The following is a 16,607-nucleotide window of genomic DNA, read 5'->3' as shown; positions in this document are numbered from 1 at the left end:
GGCGGGTCAGCCCGTCGTCGTGCTGCGGAAGGACACGAGACGCTCGACGATCAGCAGCAGCTCGTCGAGGTCGGGGGACTGGGCCCCGATCGAGCTGCGGTGGTAGAGGCCGTCGCTGATCAGCATGATCGCGTGGGCGGTCGCAGGGTCCTCGACCTCGACGGCGATGGCTTCGGTCCACGTGTCGTGGGCGGTGTCCAGCGCGCTGCGGGCGTGCGGCGCCGACCCCTGGGCCAGCTGGGAGACCGCACGGAAGGCGAGGTCGAGCTCCCCGCCCACGTCCAGCGAGCTGCGCAGCAGGTAGGCCACGGGGCCGTCGGGTGCGGACTTCATGGTGGCGACGTCGGCGGCGATCAGCTCGTGGAGCTGCTGGACGAGTCCGTCGACCAGCGCATCCCGGGTGGGGAAGTGGTAGAGCAGGCCGCCCTTGGAGACGCCGGCGTTCTGGGCGACGGCGTCCAGGGTGGCGGATCGTTCCCCGGAGGTGACGAGGATCTCGGCGAAGGCGTGCAGCACCTTGGCTCGGGCGACAGGGGCGGGAGGCATGGTTGCCAGACTATCGCTCGGCGCGTTACTGTACCGTCTGGACGGTACAGAAGTTCGGCGCGCAGCGCTGCCCTGGCCGTCGATCGTCGTGAGAGGAACGTCGTGACCACCATCTCGGTGACGACACCGCAGCTCCAGGCCCCCGCCCCCTACCCCCGGCGCTGGGTCGCCCTCGTCGCACTCATGCTTCCGGTGCTGCTCGTGTCCGTGGACAACACCGTCCTGAGCTTTGCCCTGCCCCAGATCTCGGCGGACCTGCGGCCCACCGGCACCCAGCTGCTGTGGATCGTCGACGTCTACCCGCTGGTGCTCGCTGGACTGCTCGTGCCGATGGGCTCGTTGGCCGACCGTGTAGGCCGCCGTCGGCTGCTGCTCCTCGGCTCGGTGGGCTTCGCCGTCGTCTCCGCCGCCGCGGCGTTCGCGCCGAGCGCGGGCACGCTCGTCGCCTCCCGCGCCGCGCTCGGGTTCTTCGGCGCGATGCTCATGCCCTCGACGCTGTCGCTGCTGCGCAACGTGTTCGTGGACCGCGAGGAGCGACGGCTGGCGATCGCGATCTGGGCGACGGGGTGGGCGGCCGGCAGCGCCCTGGGCCCGATCGTCGGCGGACTGCTGCTCCAGCGCTTCTGGTGGGGCTCGGTCTTCCTCCTGGCGGTACCGGTGCTCGTGATCTTCCTCGTGCTCGCGCCCGCCGTCCTGCCGGAGTCGAAGGACCCGCAGCCCGGCCCGCTCGACGTGCTCTCGGTGGCCCTCGCCATGGTCACCATGACCCCGCTGGTCTGGTCGGTCAAGGAGATCACCGCCGACGGCGTCACGGCACCGGCGCTCGTCGCGGCAGCGGTCGGCGTCGCGAGCGGCATCGGCTTCGTGCGTCGTCAGCTGCGGCGGCCGGTGCCGATGCTCGACGTCCGGCTGTTCCGGGTGCCGGCGTTCACCGGTGGCGTGGTGGTGAACCTGCTCAGCGTGTTCTCGCTGGTCGGGTTCCTCTTCTTCGTCTCCCAGGACCTGCAGCTGGTGCACGGGCTCGCGCCCGTGCAGGCGGGCCTGGCGCTGCTGCCCGGCACGATCACCATGGTGATCGCCGGCCTGGCCGTGGTGCGCATCGTGCGACGGCTGCCGTCCCAGCGTGTCGTGGCGACGGCCCTGCTGATGTCGTCCCTCGGGTACCTGCTGGTCGCCCTCTTCGGAGGCTCCGGCGCGCTCGCTCCGCTGGTGGTCGCCTTCGTGGTGCTCTCGCTGGGGATCGGCGCCGCAGAGACCGTGAGCAACGACCTCATCGTCTCGAGCGTCCCGGCCGCCAAGGCGGGCGCGGCCTCGGCGATCTCGGAGACGGCCTACGAGCTCGGTGCGGTGCTGGGGACGGCGGTGCTGGGCAGCATCCTGACGGCGTCGTACACGGCTTCCGTCGTCGTGCCCTCCGAGGTGCCGGCGTCCGACGCGTCGGCCGCCGCGGAGACTCTCGGCGGGGCGGCCGAGGTGGCTTCCGGACTGCCGGGCGCCACGGCCGAGGCGCTGATGGAGTCCGCCCAGCAGGCGTTCGCCGGCGGTGTCGGGGCCACGGCGACGATCGGTGTGGTGCTGATGGTCGCCGCAGCCTTTGTCGCGTTGTTCACGTTGCGCGACCCGCGCCACTGAGCGCGTCGGTTTGTCCTCGAGGGGTCTTGTCGGTGATCGTGGGTCCACCATGCGCGATCGACCCGTACCTCCCCGCTGGCTGCGCTGGACGCTCGCCGTCCTCGCCGCGGTCGTCGTCTGCGTCGGTTTCGGCGTGACGACCGCATCCACCACGCTGAGCCTGGGGCCGCACGAGGCCGACTACGCGATGGACACCGACGGGCTCGTCGTCGTGGACCTCGGGCCGCTCGGCACCCTCGAGATCGAGTCGCCGCTGCCGCTGGGGCTCGGCGTGGACATCACGGTCAAGGAGATCCCCGCCGACCTGTCCGCCGTGGGTGCGTCGTCCACGCTGGACCGCCTCGTGGGAGACCTCGACAGCTACCTGCAGTTCTACGACAGCCCTCAGGTCACCATCGATGCCGTCACCGCGGGCCTGTTGACCGACGCGGCCCGAAGAACTCTGCTCGCGCTCGTCCTCGTCGGCCTGGTCGGCTGGGGGATGCGGGCGCTGCTCGGCCGTCCGCGCCGGCGTCAGCTCGCCGCTGCGCTCGCACCGCGGACGTGGCAGATCACCGCCGGGGTGGTCGTGGTGGCGCTCATCGGTACGATGCTCGTCTCGGCCGACGCCGGCGCGCCGCGTTCCGGGAGGCAGGCCTCGGCCGTCTTCGAGGGCACGGCCCTGGAGGGGGCGCGCATCACCGGCCGCCTCGCGGGGGTCATCGACACCTACGGCGGCCAGCTCGTGGAGCTGTACGACGAGAACGAGGCCTTCTACGAGGCGGCCCGCGACGAGCTCGGCAGCGCCTGGAACGCGTGGGAGATCCGGCACGCGGTCCGGACGAACCTCGCCTACGAGCCGCCCGACGACGACGACGTGGTGTCGATGCTCGTCGTGGCCGACCTGCACTGCAACACCGGCATGTCGACGGTGATCGAGGAGGCCGTCGTGCGGTCGGGCGCCGACGTGGTGCTCAACGCGGGCGACACCACGATGAACGGCACCGCTGTCGAGAAGGTGTGCGTGGATGCGTTCGCGTCGGCGGTGCCGGCCGGCGTCCCGATGGTCGTCGCCGACGGGAACCACGACTCCGTCCTGACGTCGCAGCAAGAGGCGTTGCACGGCCAGATCGTGCTCGACGGCGACGTCGTCGAGGTCGCCGGGGTGCGCATCCTGGGTGACCGGGACGCCCTCGAGACCCGGGTCGGGGAGGGGACGCAGGCGGCGCGCGAGCAGACGCCGGAGGAGCAGGCCGTGGCCCTGGCCTCCACCGCGTGCGAGGACGACCCCGACCTGCTGCTCGTCCACACTCCTGTGGTCGGGCTGCCGGCCCTCGAGTCCGGCTGCGTGCCCCTGCAGGTATCCGGGCACACCCACCAGCGTTCGGGGCCGCTGCAGGTGGGCCGGGGGATCAGGTACATCTCGGCCAGCACCGCGGGCGCGGCGTCCGGCCAGCCCACCGTGGGCCCGCTGCGTGGCACGGCCGAGATGACGCTGCTGCGGTTCGACGTGCAGGCCCGTGAGTGGCTGGACGTCCAGGTGATCGCGGTGACGCCGTCGGGCGAGGCGACCGTCTACGACCGCGAGCCGATGCCCTCGATCGTTCCCCCGGTCGGGGAGCTGGACGACGCGGCACCGTCGGGCTCGCCGCCGCCGTCGGACGACCTGGACGACCTCGATGATCTCGACGAACCGGACGAGCTGACCTCGCCCTCCGTGTCACCGGGGGTCGAGGGCCCGATCGCTCCGTGATCCAGCCGGGCCCCGCGTAGGCTCTCAGGTGTGACCGACACCGACATCTCGCAGCCGGCCGACCTCACCCCCGTGGCGCAGGACTACCTGAAGACCGTCTGGTCGGCGCAGGAGTGGAGCGATGACAAGGTCACCACGGGGCTGCTCGCCGACCGGCTCGGAGTGGGGCCCTCGACCGTCTCGGAGACGGTCCGGCGGTTGACCGCGCAGGGTCTGCTCGGGCACGAACCGTACAGCGGGGTGTGGCTGACCGAACTCGGGCGGCGGCACGCGCTGACGATGGTCCGTCGGCACCGGCTGATCGAGACCTGGCTGGTGCGCGAGCTCGGCTACGGCTGGGACGAGGTGCACGACGAGGCCGAGGTGCTCGAGCATGCTGTCTCCGACCGCCTGGTCGAACGGATCGACGCGCGCCTCGGTCACCCCGACCGCGACCCGCACGGGGACCCGATCCCGACGGCGGACGGCCGCGTGGTGCGTCCCGACGCGATCCTGCTGGCCGACCTCGCCGAGGGGGAGCGGGGCGTCGTGGCGCGGATCTCCGACGCCGATCCCGAGGCGCTGCGCTACCTCGCCGGGCTCGGCCTGGAGCTGGACATCGAGGTGACGGTCGTCCGGCGCCGGGACTACGCCGGCACGCTGTCGGTCACCTGGTCGGGGGCTCAGGGGGCGGTCGCCGTCGACCTCGGGCACCTGGCGGCGTCGCGCATCCGCGTGGTCCGCGCGTAGTCTGGGCCCCTCCCCGACGGTGTGCGCGCGATGCTCGCGTCACGCCGTCGAATCGTTTCGACCACGAGGACCCCCGTGACCCTGGCTCCCTCCCGCCCTGACCTGCGGCGCCCGCGGCTCAGTCCCGCCTCCTGGGCGCTCTTCGCCCTCGCGCTCGGCGGGTTCACGATCGGCACCACCGAGTTCGCCACCATGGGCATGCTTCCGCAGTTCGGTGCCGACCTGGGTGTCAACGACCCGACGGCCGGGCACGCCGTGACCGCCTACGCCGTCGGCGTCGTGGTGGGAGCACCGCTGCTGACCGTCGCCGCCGCGCGGACGTCCCGCCGTCGGCTGCTGCTGTGGCTCATGGGCTCCTACACGGTGGCCAACGTGGTCTCCGCCGCCGCACCGAGCATCGAGTGGTTGGTGGCCGGCCGGTTCCTCGCCGGTCTGCCGCACGGCGCCTTCTTCGGCGTCGGAGCAGCGGTAGGGGCTTCGGTCGCCGGGCCGGGGCGCCGTGGGCACGCGGTGGCCGTGATGATGACCGGGCTGGCGGTGGCCACCGTGGTGGGTGTGCCCCTGTCCACCGCCGTCGGGCAGGTGTTCGGGTGGCGCCAGGCCTTCGTGCTGATCGGCCTCCTCGGTGGTGTCGCGCTGCTCGGCCTGTGGCGGTTCGTGCCGGATCGCGGGCCGGTCGATTCGAGCGTGCGCCACGAGCTCGGGTCGCTGGCCAACGGGCCGCTGTGGGTGGCGTTCGGCGCCGGTGCCATCGGGTTCGGTGGGCTGTTCGCCGTCTACACGTATGTGGCCCCGACGGTCGTGCAGGTCACCGGGATGCGCGAGGGTGCCGTGCCGTGGGTGCTCGCGGCGATGGGCGTCGGGATGACCGTCGGCACCCTCGTGGGCGGTCGGCTCGCCGACCGTTCCGTGCTCGGCACCGTCGTCGGCGGGTTCCTGACCACCGCGGCAGCGCTCGTGCTGTTCGCGCTGACCGCCACCTCACCGGTGGGCGCCGTGGCCGGTCTGTTCCTGCTCGGCGTCACCTCGCAGGTGCTCGGCCTGGCGATGCAGACCCGGCTCATGGACCTCTCACCCCGGGCCGAGTCCCTGGGCGCCGCCCTGTGCCACTCGGCGCTCAACCTGGCCAACGCGGGCGGCGCGTTCTTCGGCGGGCTCGTCATCGCCGCCGGCTACGGGTACGTGGCCCCGGCCTGGACAGGGCTGGTGCTCACGGTGGTGGGCCTGCTCATCGTGCTCGCGTCGGTACGGTCGCGGCGGGCACCGGTGCCGGTCTCAACTTGACGGCACCCTCTGGCCGCCGATCGCTTCGGTCATGTGCGGCCGGATCGGTACGCAGGCGTGCCGAAGCGGCCGCACGTGACCGACCTGATCGCCGGCCTTCCAGAGGCACCCCAGGTCGGTGCGGTACCGTCACCGCGTGACCGACACGACGGTGAGCACTGCTGGTTCCCCCGGGAGCCCGGACGACCTGGACCTCGCGGAGAACGGGCCGGGGCTGCGCCGCCTGTCCACCCGCGCCTTCGGCACGCTGCTGGTCGTGCTCGGTGCGATCGGGTTCGGCGGCTCGATGTGGCTGGCGATCGAGAAGATCCTCAAGCTCCAGGACCCGGACCGTGTCGGCTCGTGCAGCATCAACGTGTTCCTCGACTGCGGCGTCGCCATGGGGTCGTGGCAGGGCGCCCTGCTCGGCTTTCCCAACCCGTTCATCGGGGTGGCGGCCTTCCCGGTGGTGATCACCACCGGTGTCGTGCTGCTCGTGGGCGCGCGGCTGCCGCGCTGGTACATGCTCAGCCTGCTGGTCGGCACCGTGCTCGGTCAGGTGCTCATCGTCTTCCTCATGTGGACCAGCTTCTACTCGCTGGTCGCGCTCTGCCCGGCCTGCATGGTCGTGTGGACGGTGATGTGGCCCCTGCTGTGGGTGCAGGTCGTGCGCGCCGTGCAGACCGGCGACCTCCCTGCCGGTGAGAGCCTGCGCCGCGTCGTGGTGGGCAGCCGCTGGGTGATCCTCGCCATCGGGTACGTCGTGGCCGTCGCCTGGCTGCTTCTCGCCGTCGGACCGGCTCTGATCGCGTCGTTCTGAGGGGCGAAATCGCTGCCGGGCGCCCGGTGTCAGGCCGGTAGACTCGCCGGCGTGAGCACGCCAGAGACCGACACGCAGCACCGCCCCTCCGAGCCCGCCCACCGGTACACCCCTGCCCTCGCGCAGGAGATCGAGGAGCGCTGGCAGGACCGCTGGGACGAGCGCGGCACGTTCTACGCCGCGAACCCCTCGGGCGAGCTCACCGGCGGCGACGGCGAGCACGCCGGCGAGGGCAAGCCGTTCTTCATCATGGACATGTTCCCGTACCCCTCGGGCGCGGGTCTGCACGTAGGGCACCCGCTCGGCTTCATCGCCACCGACGTGGTGGGACGGTTCCGCATGATGTGCGGCGACAACGTGCTGCACGCCATGGGCTTCGACGCCTTCGGCCTGCCCGCCGAGCAGTACGCGGTGCAGACGGGGGAGCACCCGCGCGGTGTCACCGAGCAGAACATCACGGTCTACAAGCGGCAGCTGCGACGGATGGGCCTGGCCCACGACCCGCGCCGCTCCTTCGCCACCATCGACTCCGACTACGTGCGCTGGACGCAGTGGATCTTCCTGGAGATCTTCGACTCCTGGTACGACCGGGACTACGTGCGGTCCGACGGCGGACTCGGCAAGGCGCGGCGCATCGCCGAGCTCGAGACCGAGTACGCCGAGGGCACCCGTGCCGTGCCCGGTGGCCGTGCGTGGTCCGAGCTGGCCGCGGGCGAGCAGCGCGACGTGCTGGACGCCCAGCGCCTGGCCTACGTCGACTCCTCGCCCGTGAACTGGGCGCCCGGCCTCGGCACGGTGCTGGCCAACGAGGAGGTCACGGCCGACGGCCGCTCCGAGCGCGGCAACATGCCGGTGTTCACCAAGAACCTGCGCCAGTGGAAGATGCGCATCACCGCGTACGCGGACCGCCTGACCGACGACCTGGACCTCATCGACTGGCCCGAGAAGGTCAAGGCGATGCAGCGCAACTGGATCGGACGCTCCACCGGTGCGAACGTCCGTTTCCACGTGGTCGGCTCCGGCGACGCGTCCGTCGACGCTGCCGGTGCGGGCGGCGAGATCGAGGTCTTCACCACGCGCCCCGACACCCTGTTCGGGGCGACGTTCATGGTGGTCTCCCCGGAGCACGCGCTGCTGGACGAGGTCCCCGCGACCTGGCCGGAGGGCACGCGCGACGTCTGGACCGGCGGGCACGCGAGCCCGGTCGAGGCCGTGGCCGCCTATCGCAGGGAGGCCGCGGCCAAGACAGCGGTGGAGCGGCAGGCCGACGCCGGCAAGAAGACCGGCGTGTTCACCGGCCACCTGGCGGTCAACCCCGTCACCGGTACGACCGTGCCGGTGTTCACCGCCGACTACGTGCTGATGGGGTACGGCACGGGCGCGATCATGGCCGTGCCCGGCGGCGACGACCGCGACTTCGCGTTCGCCCAGGCCTTCGAGCTGCCCGTCGTGCACACCGTCGAGCCGGCCGAGGGTCTGCCCGACGGCCACGAGGGTGCGTGGACCGGTGACGGCGTGACCGTGAACTCGTCCAACGACGAGATCTCGCTGGACGGCCTGGGTGTCGCGGACGCCAAGACCAAGATCGTTCGATGGCTGGAGGGCAAGGGCACCGGCGAGGGGACCACAACCTACCGGCTCAACGACTGGCTGTTCAGCCGTCAGCGCTACTGGGGCGAGCCGTTCCCCATCCTGTGGGACGAGGACGGTCGCCCGGTCGCCATCCCGGGCGAGCAGCTGCCCGTCGACCTGCCGGAGGTGCCCGACTACTCGCCCCGCACCTTCGACCCCGACGACGCCGACTCCGAGCCGGAGGCGCCGCTGGGCCGCAACGACGACTGGGTGAACGTCACCCTCGACCTGGGCGACGGCCCGCAGCAGTATCGCCGCGACACCAACACCATGCCGAACTGGGCCGGGTCGTGCTGGTACTACCTGCGCTACCTGGACCCGACGTGGGGTGCGGAACGTTCCGGCGGCGTGGCCGACGGCGTCCCCGTGGTCGACCCGGCGCTCGAGCAGTACTGGATGGGCCCGCGCCACAACGACACCTCCGGCCCGGCCGGCGGCGTCGACCTCTACGTCGGTGGGGTGGAGCACGCCGTGCTGCACCTGCTGTACGCCCGGTTCTGGCACAAGGTCCTGTACGACCTGGGCCACGTCAGCTCGCGCGAGCCCTTCGGCAAGCTCTTCAACCAGGGCTACATCCAGGCGTACGCCTTCACCGACGACCGCGGCACCTACGTGCCCGCCGCGGAGGTCGCCGGCGACGAGCAGACCGGATGGACGTACCACGGCGCACCGGTCCAGCGCGAGTACGGCAAGATGGGCAAGTCCCTGAAGAACGTCGTCACGCCCGACGACATGTACGCCGAGTACGGCGCCGACACGTTCCGTGTCTACGAGATGGCGATGGGCCCGCTGGACCTGTCGCGGCCGTGGAACACCCGTGACGTCGTCGGCTCGCAGCGATTCCTGCAGCGCCTGTGGCGCAATGTCGTGGACGAGGAGACCGGGGCCCTGGTCGTCACCGACGACGACCCGGACACCGCCACGCTGCGGGCCCTGCACCGCACCGTCGCCGAGGTCCGCGTCGAGATGGAGCACATGCGGCCCAACACGGCGATCGCCAAGCTCATCACGTACAACAACCACCTGACGGGCCTGGACTCGGTGCCGCGTGCCGCCGTCGAGCCGCTGGTGCAGATGGTCGCGCCGATCGCCCCGCACATCGCCGAGGAGCTGTGGGAACGGCTCGGCCACGACGAGTCGTTGGCGCGCGAGCCGTTCCCCGTCGCCGACGAGCAGTACCTCGTGGCGGAGACGGTCACGTGCGTGGTGCAGGTCAAGGGCAAGGTGCGCGGCCGGCTGGAGGTGGCCCCGGACATCTCCGAGGCAGACCTGCAGGCCGCTGCGCTGGACGAGCCCAACGTCCAGCGCGCGATCGACGGTGCCGAGATCCGCAAGGTGATCGTGCGGGCGCCCAAGCTCGTGAACATTGTCGTCTGAGGGCGCCGGTCTCGGTGTCCGGGTCATGAGAGCACGCGTCGACGGGGCGTACGAGGGGGCGCTGCGCGCATTCAAGAGCCCGATGCTCGCCCTGCTGCACAAACGCTACGCCCCGCTGGTGGTCACCGTCCTGTCGTCTGTGTTCACCTCCGCGCGCCCGGTGGTCCCCGTCGCCGAGGCGCACACGGAGGTCGACGATGCGCTCGACCAGCTCCGCTCCGCCGGACACGACGGTATCCCGGACGGCGGTGCCCGTGACCTGTGTCGGGACTGGGTCAACGCCGGGTGGTTGATCCGGCAGGTCGACGACGGCGACGCCGAGAACTACCGGCTGTCGGCGCACGCGGTGGGGGCGCTCGAAGTCGCCGGACGGGCCGGGGGAGCGCGTGGCCGTGTCACCGAGTCGCGCGTCCGCACACTGCTCGAGGCAGTCGACCGGCTGGCGCAGGACTCTGATCCGGACGTCCTGACGAGGATGGCGCGGCTCGACGCGGAGATCCGCCAGCGGCAGACCGAGCTGGAGCGCCTCGAGGTGACCGGCACGGTTGAGGAGGTCGACGACGAGGTGCTCGTCGAGGAGGCGGAGAACGTCCTCGCGCTGGTCCGCGAGCTGCCGGCTGACTTCGCTCGCGTGGCGGAGTCGATCAAGGCGATACAGCGTGACGTCGTCGCCGCACTGCGGCAGGACGAGCGACCGACCGGCGAGGTGCTGGCCGAGTACCTCGAGCGTGCCGACGAACTCCTCAGCGCGACCGCCGAGGGACGCGCCTTCGCCGGCGCACTGAGGCTCATCGACGACCGCGAGCGGCTCGACAACCTCGCCGCCCAGCTCGACGTCGTCCTGCGGCACCGGTTCGCGCGCCAGCTCCCGGCACACCAGCGCGCCGAGCTGCGCAGCATCACCCGGCAGATCGAGACCGGGCTCGACGACGTCCTGACCGCCCAGCGACGTGCCTCACGCGTCATCACGACGCAGGTGCGTCACCACGACCCGCTGCGTGACCGGCAGGTCGACGAGTTGCTACGAGAGGCGATCAGCGGGCTCAGCGCGTGGGTGCCCGGGTCGCGGCCCGGCGAGGCAGTCGAGGTGGCGCCGCGGCTGCCGCGCGCCCACGTGGGGAACCTGCGTGAGACGCTGCACGACCTGCGCCCTGCCGTCCCGCCGGAGCCGCTCGCCGACTGGGACGACGACGGCGACCACGGTTCGCTCGACGACGCCCGTGTCTGGGGCGGGCCGCACTATGGCGAACTCGCGGCGTACCTTCGGCGGCTGGCCGAACGGCTCGAGGCTGGCGCTGGCCTCGACGTCGGACAGGCCTTCGAGCAGGCTCCCGACGAGCTGCGGCGACCCGTCGACCTGATTGGGCTGCTCGAGCTCGCGGAGGACACGGGCGAGGCTGAGCCGGACGAGATCTCGTTCGTGACCGCCGTGCGTCCCGACGGGTCGCGGCGACGACTGGCGTTCGGGCGGGCAGCGGTGCGCACGCCTGACGACGAGACGATTGAGGAGGTGCGCGGGTGACCGACGAGTTGGTCGACAGCGCATTCGAGGACGAGGTGCCGCAGGCCCCGGTGCCCGACGTCGATGGATTCATCACGCCCGTACCGATGGAGGCGGACCCCACCGAGCTGTTCCCGGGGGACACCGGGACGCTCGACCCGGAGGCACGGCGCGTGCTCGTGCAGCTCCTGCGGCGCCGGCACCTGTCCCAGGCGAAGAACCCGGCCCGGTGGCGTGCCTTGCTGGAGCACCAGGGCGCGATCGAGTCGCGGCTGCACGACCTTTTCATCCACCTCGTCGTCGACCACGATCGTGGGCTGGCCTACAAGCGACAGGTGCGCTCAGGCGAGCTGGACGTGCCGGTGCTGCTGCGCGACGAGTCGTACTCGAGGGCCGAGACCGTGCTGTTGGTCCACCTGCGGACCGCGTCGCAGCGCGTGTACGGTGCCGGTGAGGAGGCCGCGCGCGTCGACCGCGAGGAGCTGGAGCAGACGGCGCTGACCTACCTCGACCGGGACGAGAACAACGTATCGGCGCGGCAGCGCGAGATCCGCGCGGCGATCCAGCGCCTGGAGAAGGAGGGCTTCCTCGTCGAGGAGTCCGAGGGGCGCTATGTGGTCACCGGGCTGGTCGATGTCGTGCTGAGCGTCGAGCGGGTCACCGAGCTCGTCGAATGGCTGCGGGACGGTGGCGCGACCCAAGTGGCGCCGGAGCCCGACCGGGAGTCCGGCCTCGAGGAGGGTGACGACGCATGACCATGGTCGACACGCTCTTCGGACTCGTCCCCGCGGCGTCGACCGGGCAGCAGTGGGTCGCGCGCGACCTGCAACTCGTCAACTGGGGCGTCTACGACGGCCACCAGGTCGTGCGGTTTGCCTCGACAGCGACACTGCTGTCAGGCGCCTCCGGCTCGGGCAAGTCGACGCTGCTGGACGCGTACATCGCACTGCTCATGCCGCACACGACGCCGTTCAACGGTGCGTCGAACGGGGGCGTGGTCGGGCGTCCGCGCGGAAAGGACCAGCGCAACGTCATCTCCTACGCGCGGGGCAAGCTCGACGAGTCGCGCACCGAGGGCGGTACGCGTGAACGGGTGCTGCGCGGCGACGGCCAGGACACCTGGTCGGCGATCTCCATGACTTGGACCGACCAGACCGGAACGGCGTTCACCGCGCTGCGCGCCTGGTACGTACCACGCACTGCCCGCGGTATGGACGAGCTCGTCGCCGTGCGCGCGACGCTGGACGGCGAGCTCGACGTGCGAGCGCTCGAGGCCTCGGCCGCCCAGCGGTTCGCACGCCCCGGGCTGATCGCCCTCGGGCTGACCTGCTTCGACACCGACAAGGAGTTCACGGCCCGGCTGCATTCCGTGCTCGGGATCGGGGCCGCCGGGGGAGGGTCCAAGGCCGTCGGACTGCTGAGTCGTATCCAGGCGGGCCAGCAGATCACTACGGTCGACGCCCTGTACAAGGCGATGGTGCTCGAGGAGCCGGAGACGCTCGCCAAGGCCGATCAGGTCGTCGAGCACTTCGACGACCTCGCCTCGACGCGCACCCAGATGCTCACCGCGCAGGCGCAGGTCAGGGCGCTGCGCCCGATCCGTCAGCACCGTGCTGCCGTAGAGACCGCGTGCGAGCGGCTCGTCGTCATCGACGAGCTCGGTGACCTCTCCTCGGCCCACGGCCCGGCGGCGCTGTGGCGCTACGAGTCCCGCCTCGACCTGCTGCGCAGCGTTGAGGACGAGGTGCGTCAGGCGCATCGCGCGGCGGCCGCCGAGGTGCGGTCCCTCGATGCGAGCCACCAGGCCAGGAAGGCCGAGCTCGAGGGCGTCAAGCAGACCCTGTACGCCGCCGGCGGCGACAAGATCGCCGCGGCGGCCCGTGAGCTCGAGGGAGCGAACGCGGCGCTCGCGGCCGCCGGGAAGGCGCGAGGCAGGCTCGACCTCGCGCTCGAGGTCCTGGGGACGACAGTCTCGACCGGCGCTGATTTCGAGCGGTGCCGAGCCGCCTCTCGTGCCGCCCTCGACGGCGAAACCGGCACGAGAGCAACCTTGCGTAACGAACTGCACGGCGCCTATGACCGGGCGTCGTCCACCCGGCGCGAGCTGGAGCAGTTGGAGTCGGAGCATCAGGCGCTGGGACGCCGGCATGGCAATGTGCCCGAGGCGCTGCACCAGACCCGGCTCGCACTCGCGCACGCCGCGGGCCTGACTGCCGAGGAATTGCCGTTCGTCGCCGAGCTGGTCGAGGTTCGCGCCGAGTACGAGCCATGGCGCGAGGCATTCAACTTGGCCCTGGGCGGGTTCGCCACCACGCTCCTGGTCGACGTGGACCGGCTTGCCGACTTCCGGCGGGCGATCGACGGAGTGCCGTCCCGGACGAGGCTGCGCTTCGAAGGCGTTTCGACCGGCCTGCCCGTCGACGTCGGGTACGACGAACGCACCATGTCGGGTCGGCTCGACCTCAAGCGTGGACCGTTCGCGGGCTGGTTGGCCGCACGGCTCGCGACGAGCTACGACTACGTGTGCGTCGACGCCGCCGCGGATCTTGGCCGACATCGCCGCGCACTGACCAGCGCCGGGCAGACGTCCGACGGGGATCGCGGCGCACATGGCGGCCAGGGCCGCGGCAACGTGCTGGGCTTCACCAACTCCCGCCGGCTCGCGGAGCTGGAACGACAGATCGTGACGGCACGCGAGGCCGCGCGCCTCGCTGCCGAGGCCCAGTACGGTGCCGAAGCCCGTCGCGACGCGCTGGAGGAGAAGCTGCGCGCGCACGGCGTTGTCGTCGAGCTGACCTGGGACGAGATCGACGTCGCCGCCGCGCGGGACGCGGTCGCGCGTTGGGCGCAGGTTGCCACCGACGCGCGAGCTGGCAATGCCGACGTCGTCGCCCTTCAGGAGCGGGCCGAAGCGCTCGATCGTGACGTGGACGGACTGTTTCAGCAGCTGACGCTCCGCGGGGACGAACGCGACCGCCTGCGGGAGCGCTGGTCGTCGCTGAGCGACGCCGTCGACGGGGCGCAGGCGGCGGTCGACGCCGCCCAGGAGGCGGGCACCCAGGTCTCGGACGCGCACCGCGCCTACCTGCAGTCGCTCCTGCCCGCCGACGACGAGGGCGAAGCTTCCGACCCGGCCGCGGCTCTGGCCCGGTTCGACGCCTCGATCGACCGTGTCGCCGACAAGCTCGATCACGACCGTGACCAGGCGAACAGTGCCGTCGCGGCCGGCCGTGACGCGCTGCGGACGATCTTCGAGTCCTTCGTCCGCCAGTGGCCGAATCCTGACCTCGGGACCGACCCCGAGAAGTCGTACACCGACTTCGACCGCACCCTGGCGACGCTAGAGTCCGACCGGCTCCATGAGCTCGCCGAGAAGTGGCGTCGGTCACTTCTGCGATTATCGGGCGCCGACCTCACTGACCTCGACAACTCCATGTCGAGCGCAGTGCGTGAGATCGAGGAACGCATCGCACCCGTCAACGAGATCCTCGCCGAGTTGCCGTTCGCCGACGACGACCACCGCCTATCCATCATGGCGCGTCGCACGCAGAGCGCTGTGGTCGCCCGGTTCCGCAAGGACCTACGCGGCGTGCGCACGCTGCTCGCCCCGGACGCGACCGATGCCGAGCGCGAGGCCCGCTACGCCCGCATGGAACGAGTCATCGACCGGATCCGGCGCACCTCACCGGACTTCGCCGATCTGGTCGACGTGCGCCGGCACGTACGCCTGGAGGCCGAGAAGGTCGACCTCGACGGCCACCACGTCGCCGTCTACGATCACATCGGCGAGAAATCCGGTGGTGAGTCGCAGGAACTCGTCGCGTTCATCGTCGGCGCCGCGCTGCGCTACCAGCTCGGCGACGCAGGCGCGGGACGCCCCCGCTACGCCCCCGTCTTCCTCGACGAGGCCCTCATCAAGGCCGACGCCCGTTTTACGGGCCGAGCCGTCGGCGCCTGGCGGGGACTGGGATTCCAGCTCGTCATCGGTGCCCCGCTCGACAAGGTCTCGGCGCTCGAGCCGCACGTCGCCGCGTCCTACGTCGTCGTCAAGGGCGCCGACGGCAGGGCTCGAGCCCGGGCCGTCGTGGGCGCCGATGAGATCGACACCGGAGGTGCTTCCCCGGGCGACGACGAGACATCCGGAGTGCCGTGAGCGCGCGGCTCGTCTCGCCTGACGAGGCCAGGGCCCTGGTGGCGCGATCGGTCGGCAGGCACTGGCTGACGGCCGTGTGCGGCGAGCGGGTGTCGTTCGGCGTCGCGAGCCTGCGCCCGGGGGTGTCGGGCAGCGCGACGGTGCTCGACGACATGGGCCTCGAGACGTGGGCCGAGTGGCTGGGCGACTGGGACGGTGCCGAACGGTCGTTGCCTGCCGGTGTGCGGCTGCGGCGCACCGCCCTGACGATCGCGAAGGTGGCCTACGCCGCGCCGCGCGCTCTTGAGGTTGACGACCTGGACGCCGCGCTGCGGTGGTGCGGGCCCGTCCCCGGCGTCGACGTCTCCCGGGCAAGCGAGCAGCTCGCGGCCCTCCGCAACGTCGCGGCCGCGGTCACCCCGTCGGCCCTTAGGAGGGTGCTCGGCCTCCCGTCGGCCGACGCCGACGTGGTCGCCGAGGCGGTCCGCTGGTTCTCGGCCCAAGCCGATCTCTCGCACCTCACCGCGCGGCAGGTTCCGGCCGTGCCGCACACCAAGTGGCTGGACAGGCACGGGGGAGCGCTCGCCGCGGTGCTCGGCTGGGACCCGCGCGACCGGCTCGCACGACGACCCGCCGTCGCCCATCTGACCTACCTCGACCCGGACTACCTCGCCGCGGGCGGGCGGCGGCACGACTCGTGGACCGCCGGCGACGAGCACGAACTCCCGTACAGTCCGCGCGTCGTCGTGGTCGTCGAGAACCGGGACAGTCGACTCGGGTTCCTCCCGGTCCGCGATGCGGTTGCGGTGGAGGGTGGGGGTCGGGCGGCGAACGTCCTGCTCGGCGATGTGCCGTGGGTCAGCGGGGCCGAGGCGGTCGTCTACTGGGGTGACCTGGACACCTACGGATTTGAGATCCTCCACGCATTCCGGGCGGCGCTCGCAACTCGTGGTACGCCGGTCCGCTCGATCCTCATGGACGTGGACACCTTGCACCGCTATGCCGACCGCGGCACGGCCGTCGACCCGAAAGGGAAGCCGTTGCAGCCGACGAGACGACGTCTGGACGACCTCGCGGAACCTGAGGACGCCGCCTACCGCGAGATCGCTGCGCCCGGCGATACCTCTGTCCGGCGCATCGAGCAGGAGTACCTCCCCCTCCGTGAAGCCAGAGAGAGGCTGTTGGAGCTGTTGTCGCCTGGGCTGCGCGAGATGTGAACTGATCCTGCCGCGCCTCGGGTGAG

At 71.6% G+C, this 16,607-nt stretch carries 11 protein-coding genes; 10 read left to right on the top strand and 1 reads right to left on the bottom strand.

The genetic code is table 11. The features are described from left to right. Positions 1-6: 6 nt before the first annotated feature. Complete coding sequence (locus tag PZC42_RS12560) at positions 7-546, bottom strand: TetR/AcrR family transcriptional regulator (RefSeq protein ID WP_277211592.1); 540 nt, start codon at positions 544-546, stop codon at positions 7-9. A 102-nt stretch (positions 547-648) separates the two neighbouring features. Here PZC42_RS12560 and PZC42_RS12555 point away from each other — a divergent pair, with 102 nt between their 5' ends. The 10 genes from PZC42_RS12555 (at position 649) to PZC42_RS12510 (ending at position 16,581) form a co-directional block, all read left to right on the top strand. Then, positions 649-2,178, top strand: coding sequence for an MFS transporter (locus PZC42_RS12555; protein ID WP_277211590.1), 1,530 nt, complete (start codon positions 649-651; stop codon positions 2,176-2,178). Between the two features lie 49 nt (positions 2,179-2,227). Beyond that, entirely contained in the window at positions 2,228-3,910 is a 1,683-nt protein-coding gene (locus tag PZC42_RS12550) for a metallophosphoesterase family protein (protein ID WP_277211588.1), read from the top strand. Between the two features lie 30 nt (positions 3,911-3,940). Next, the gene (locus tag PZC42_RS12545) at positions 3,941-4,639 is read left to right on the top strand and encodes a metal-dependent transcriptional regulator (protein ID WP_277211586.1); all 699 of its coding nucleotides are present in this window, start codon (positions 3,941-3,943) and stop codon (positions 4,637-4,639) included. A 75-nt stretch (positions 4,640-4,714) separates the two neighbouring features. Continuing rightward, complete coding sequence (locus tag PZC42_RS12540) at positions 4,715-5,923, top strand: MFS transporter (RefSeq protein WP_277211584.1); 1,209 nt, start codon at positions 4,715-4,717, stop codon at positions 5,921-5,923. 136 nt (positions 5,924-6,059) lie between these two features. Next, the gene (locus PZC42_RS12535; RefSeq protein ID WP_277211582.1) at positions 6,060-6,722 is read left to right on the top strand and encodes a vitamin K epoxide reductase family protein; all 663 of its coding nucleotides are present in this window, start codon (positions 6,060-6,062) and stop codon (positions 6,720-6,722) included. A 51-nt stretch (positions 6,723-6,773) separates the two neighbouring features. Continuing rightward, complete coding sequence (gene leuS / locus PZC42_RS12530) at positions 6,774-9,731, top strand: leucine--tRNA ligase (protein WP_277211580.1); 2,958 nt, start codon at positions 6,774-6,776, stop codon at positions 9,729-9,731. Between the two features lie 25 nt (positions 9,732-9,756). Continuing rightward, entirely contained in the window at positions 9,757-11,253 is a 1,497-nt protein-coding gene (locus PZC42_RS12525) for a DUF3375 domain-containing protein (protein WP_277211578.1), read from the top strand. Beyond that, positions 11,250-11,987 carry a DUF4194 domain-containing protein gene (locus tag PZC42_RS12520; RefSeq protein ID WP_277211576.1) on the top strand — a complete coding sequence of 246 codons (738 nt, stop codon included), beginning with the start codon at positions 11,250-11,252 and terminating at the stop codon, positions 11,985-11,987. The genes PZC42_RS12525 and PZC42_RS12520 overlap by 4 nt, the downstream gene beginning before the upstream one ends. After that, positions 11,984-15,385, top strand: a complete 3,402-nt coding sequence (locus tag PZC42_RS12515) for an ATP-binding protein (RefSeq protein ID WP_277211574.1) — start codon at positions 11,984-11,986, stop codon at positions 15,383-15,385. The genes PZC42_RS12520 and PZC42_RS12515 overlap by 4 nt, the downstream gene beginning before the upstream one ends. Beyond that, complete coding sequence (locus PZC42_RS12510) at positions 15,382-16,581, top strand: Wadjet anti-phage system protein JetD domain-containing protein (RefSeq protein WP_277211572.1); 1,200 nt, start codon at positions 15,382-15,384, stop codon at positions 16,579-16,581. Before PZC42_RS12515 ends, PZC42_RS12510 begins: the two co-directional genes overlap by 4 nt. Positions 16,582-16,607 lie beyond the last annotated feature (26 nt).

Origin of the sequence: Isoptericola croceus (genome assembly GCF_029382255.1) — a bacterium.
Lineage (GTDB): Bacteria > Actinomycetota > Actinomycetes > Actinomycetales > Cellulomonadaceae > Isoptericola > Isoptericola croceus.
This window is presented reverse-complemented; position numbering and strand designations above follow the sequence as displayed.

What these genes read in the sequence shown, in the direction of transcription:
- PZC42_RS12560 (WP_277211592.1), bottom strand. Translation starts at nt 546, where the DNA reads ATGCCTCCCGCCCCTGTCGCCCGAGCCAAGGTGCTGCACGCCTTCGCC.
- PZC42_RS12515 (WP_277211574.1), top strand. Translation starts at nt 11,984, where the DNA reads ATGACCATGGTCGACACGCTCTTCGGACTCGTCCCCGCGGCGTCGACC.
- PZC42_RS12525 (WP_277211578.1), top strand. Translation starts at nt 9,757, where the DNA reads ATGAGAGCACGCGTCGACGGGGCGTACGAGGGGGCGCTGCGCGCATTC.
- PZC42_RS12550 (WP_277211588.1), top strand. Translation starts at nt 2,228, where the DNA reads ATGCGCGATCGACCCGTACCTCCCCGCTGGCTGCGCTGGACGCTCGCC.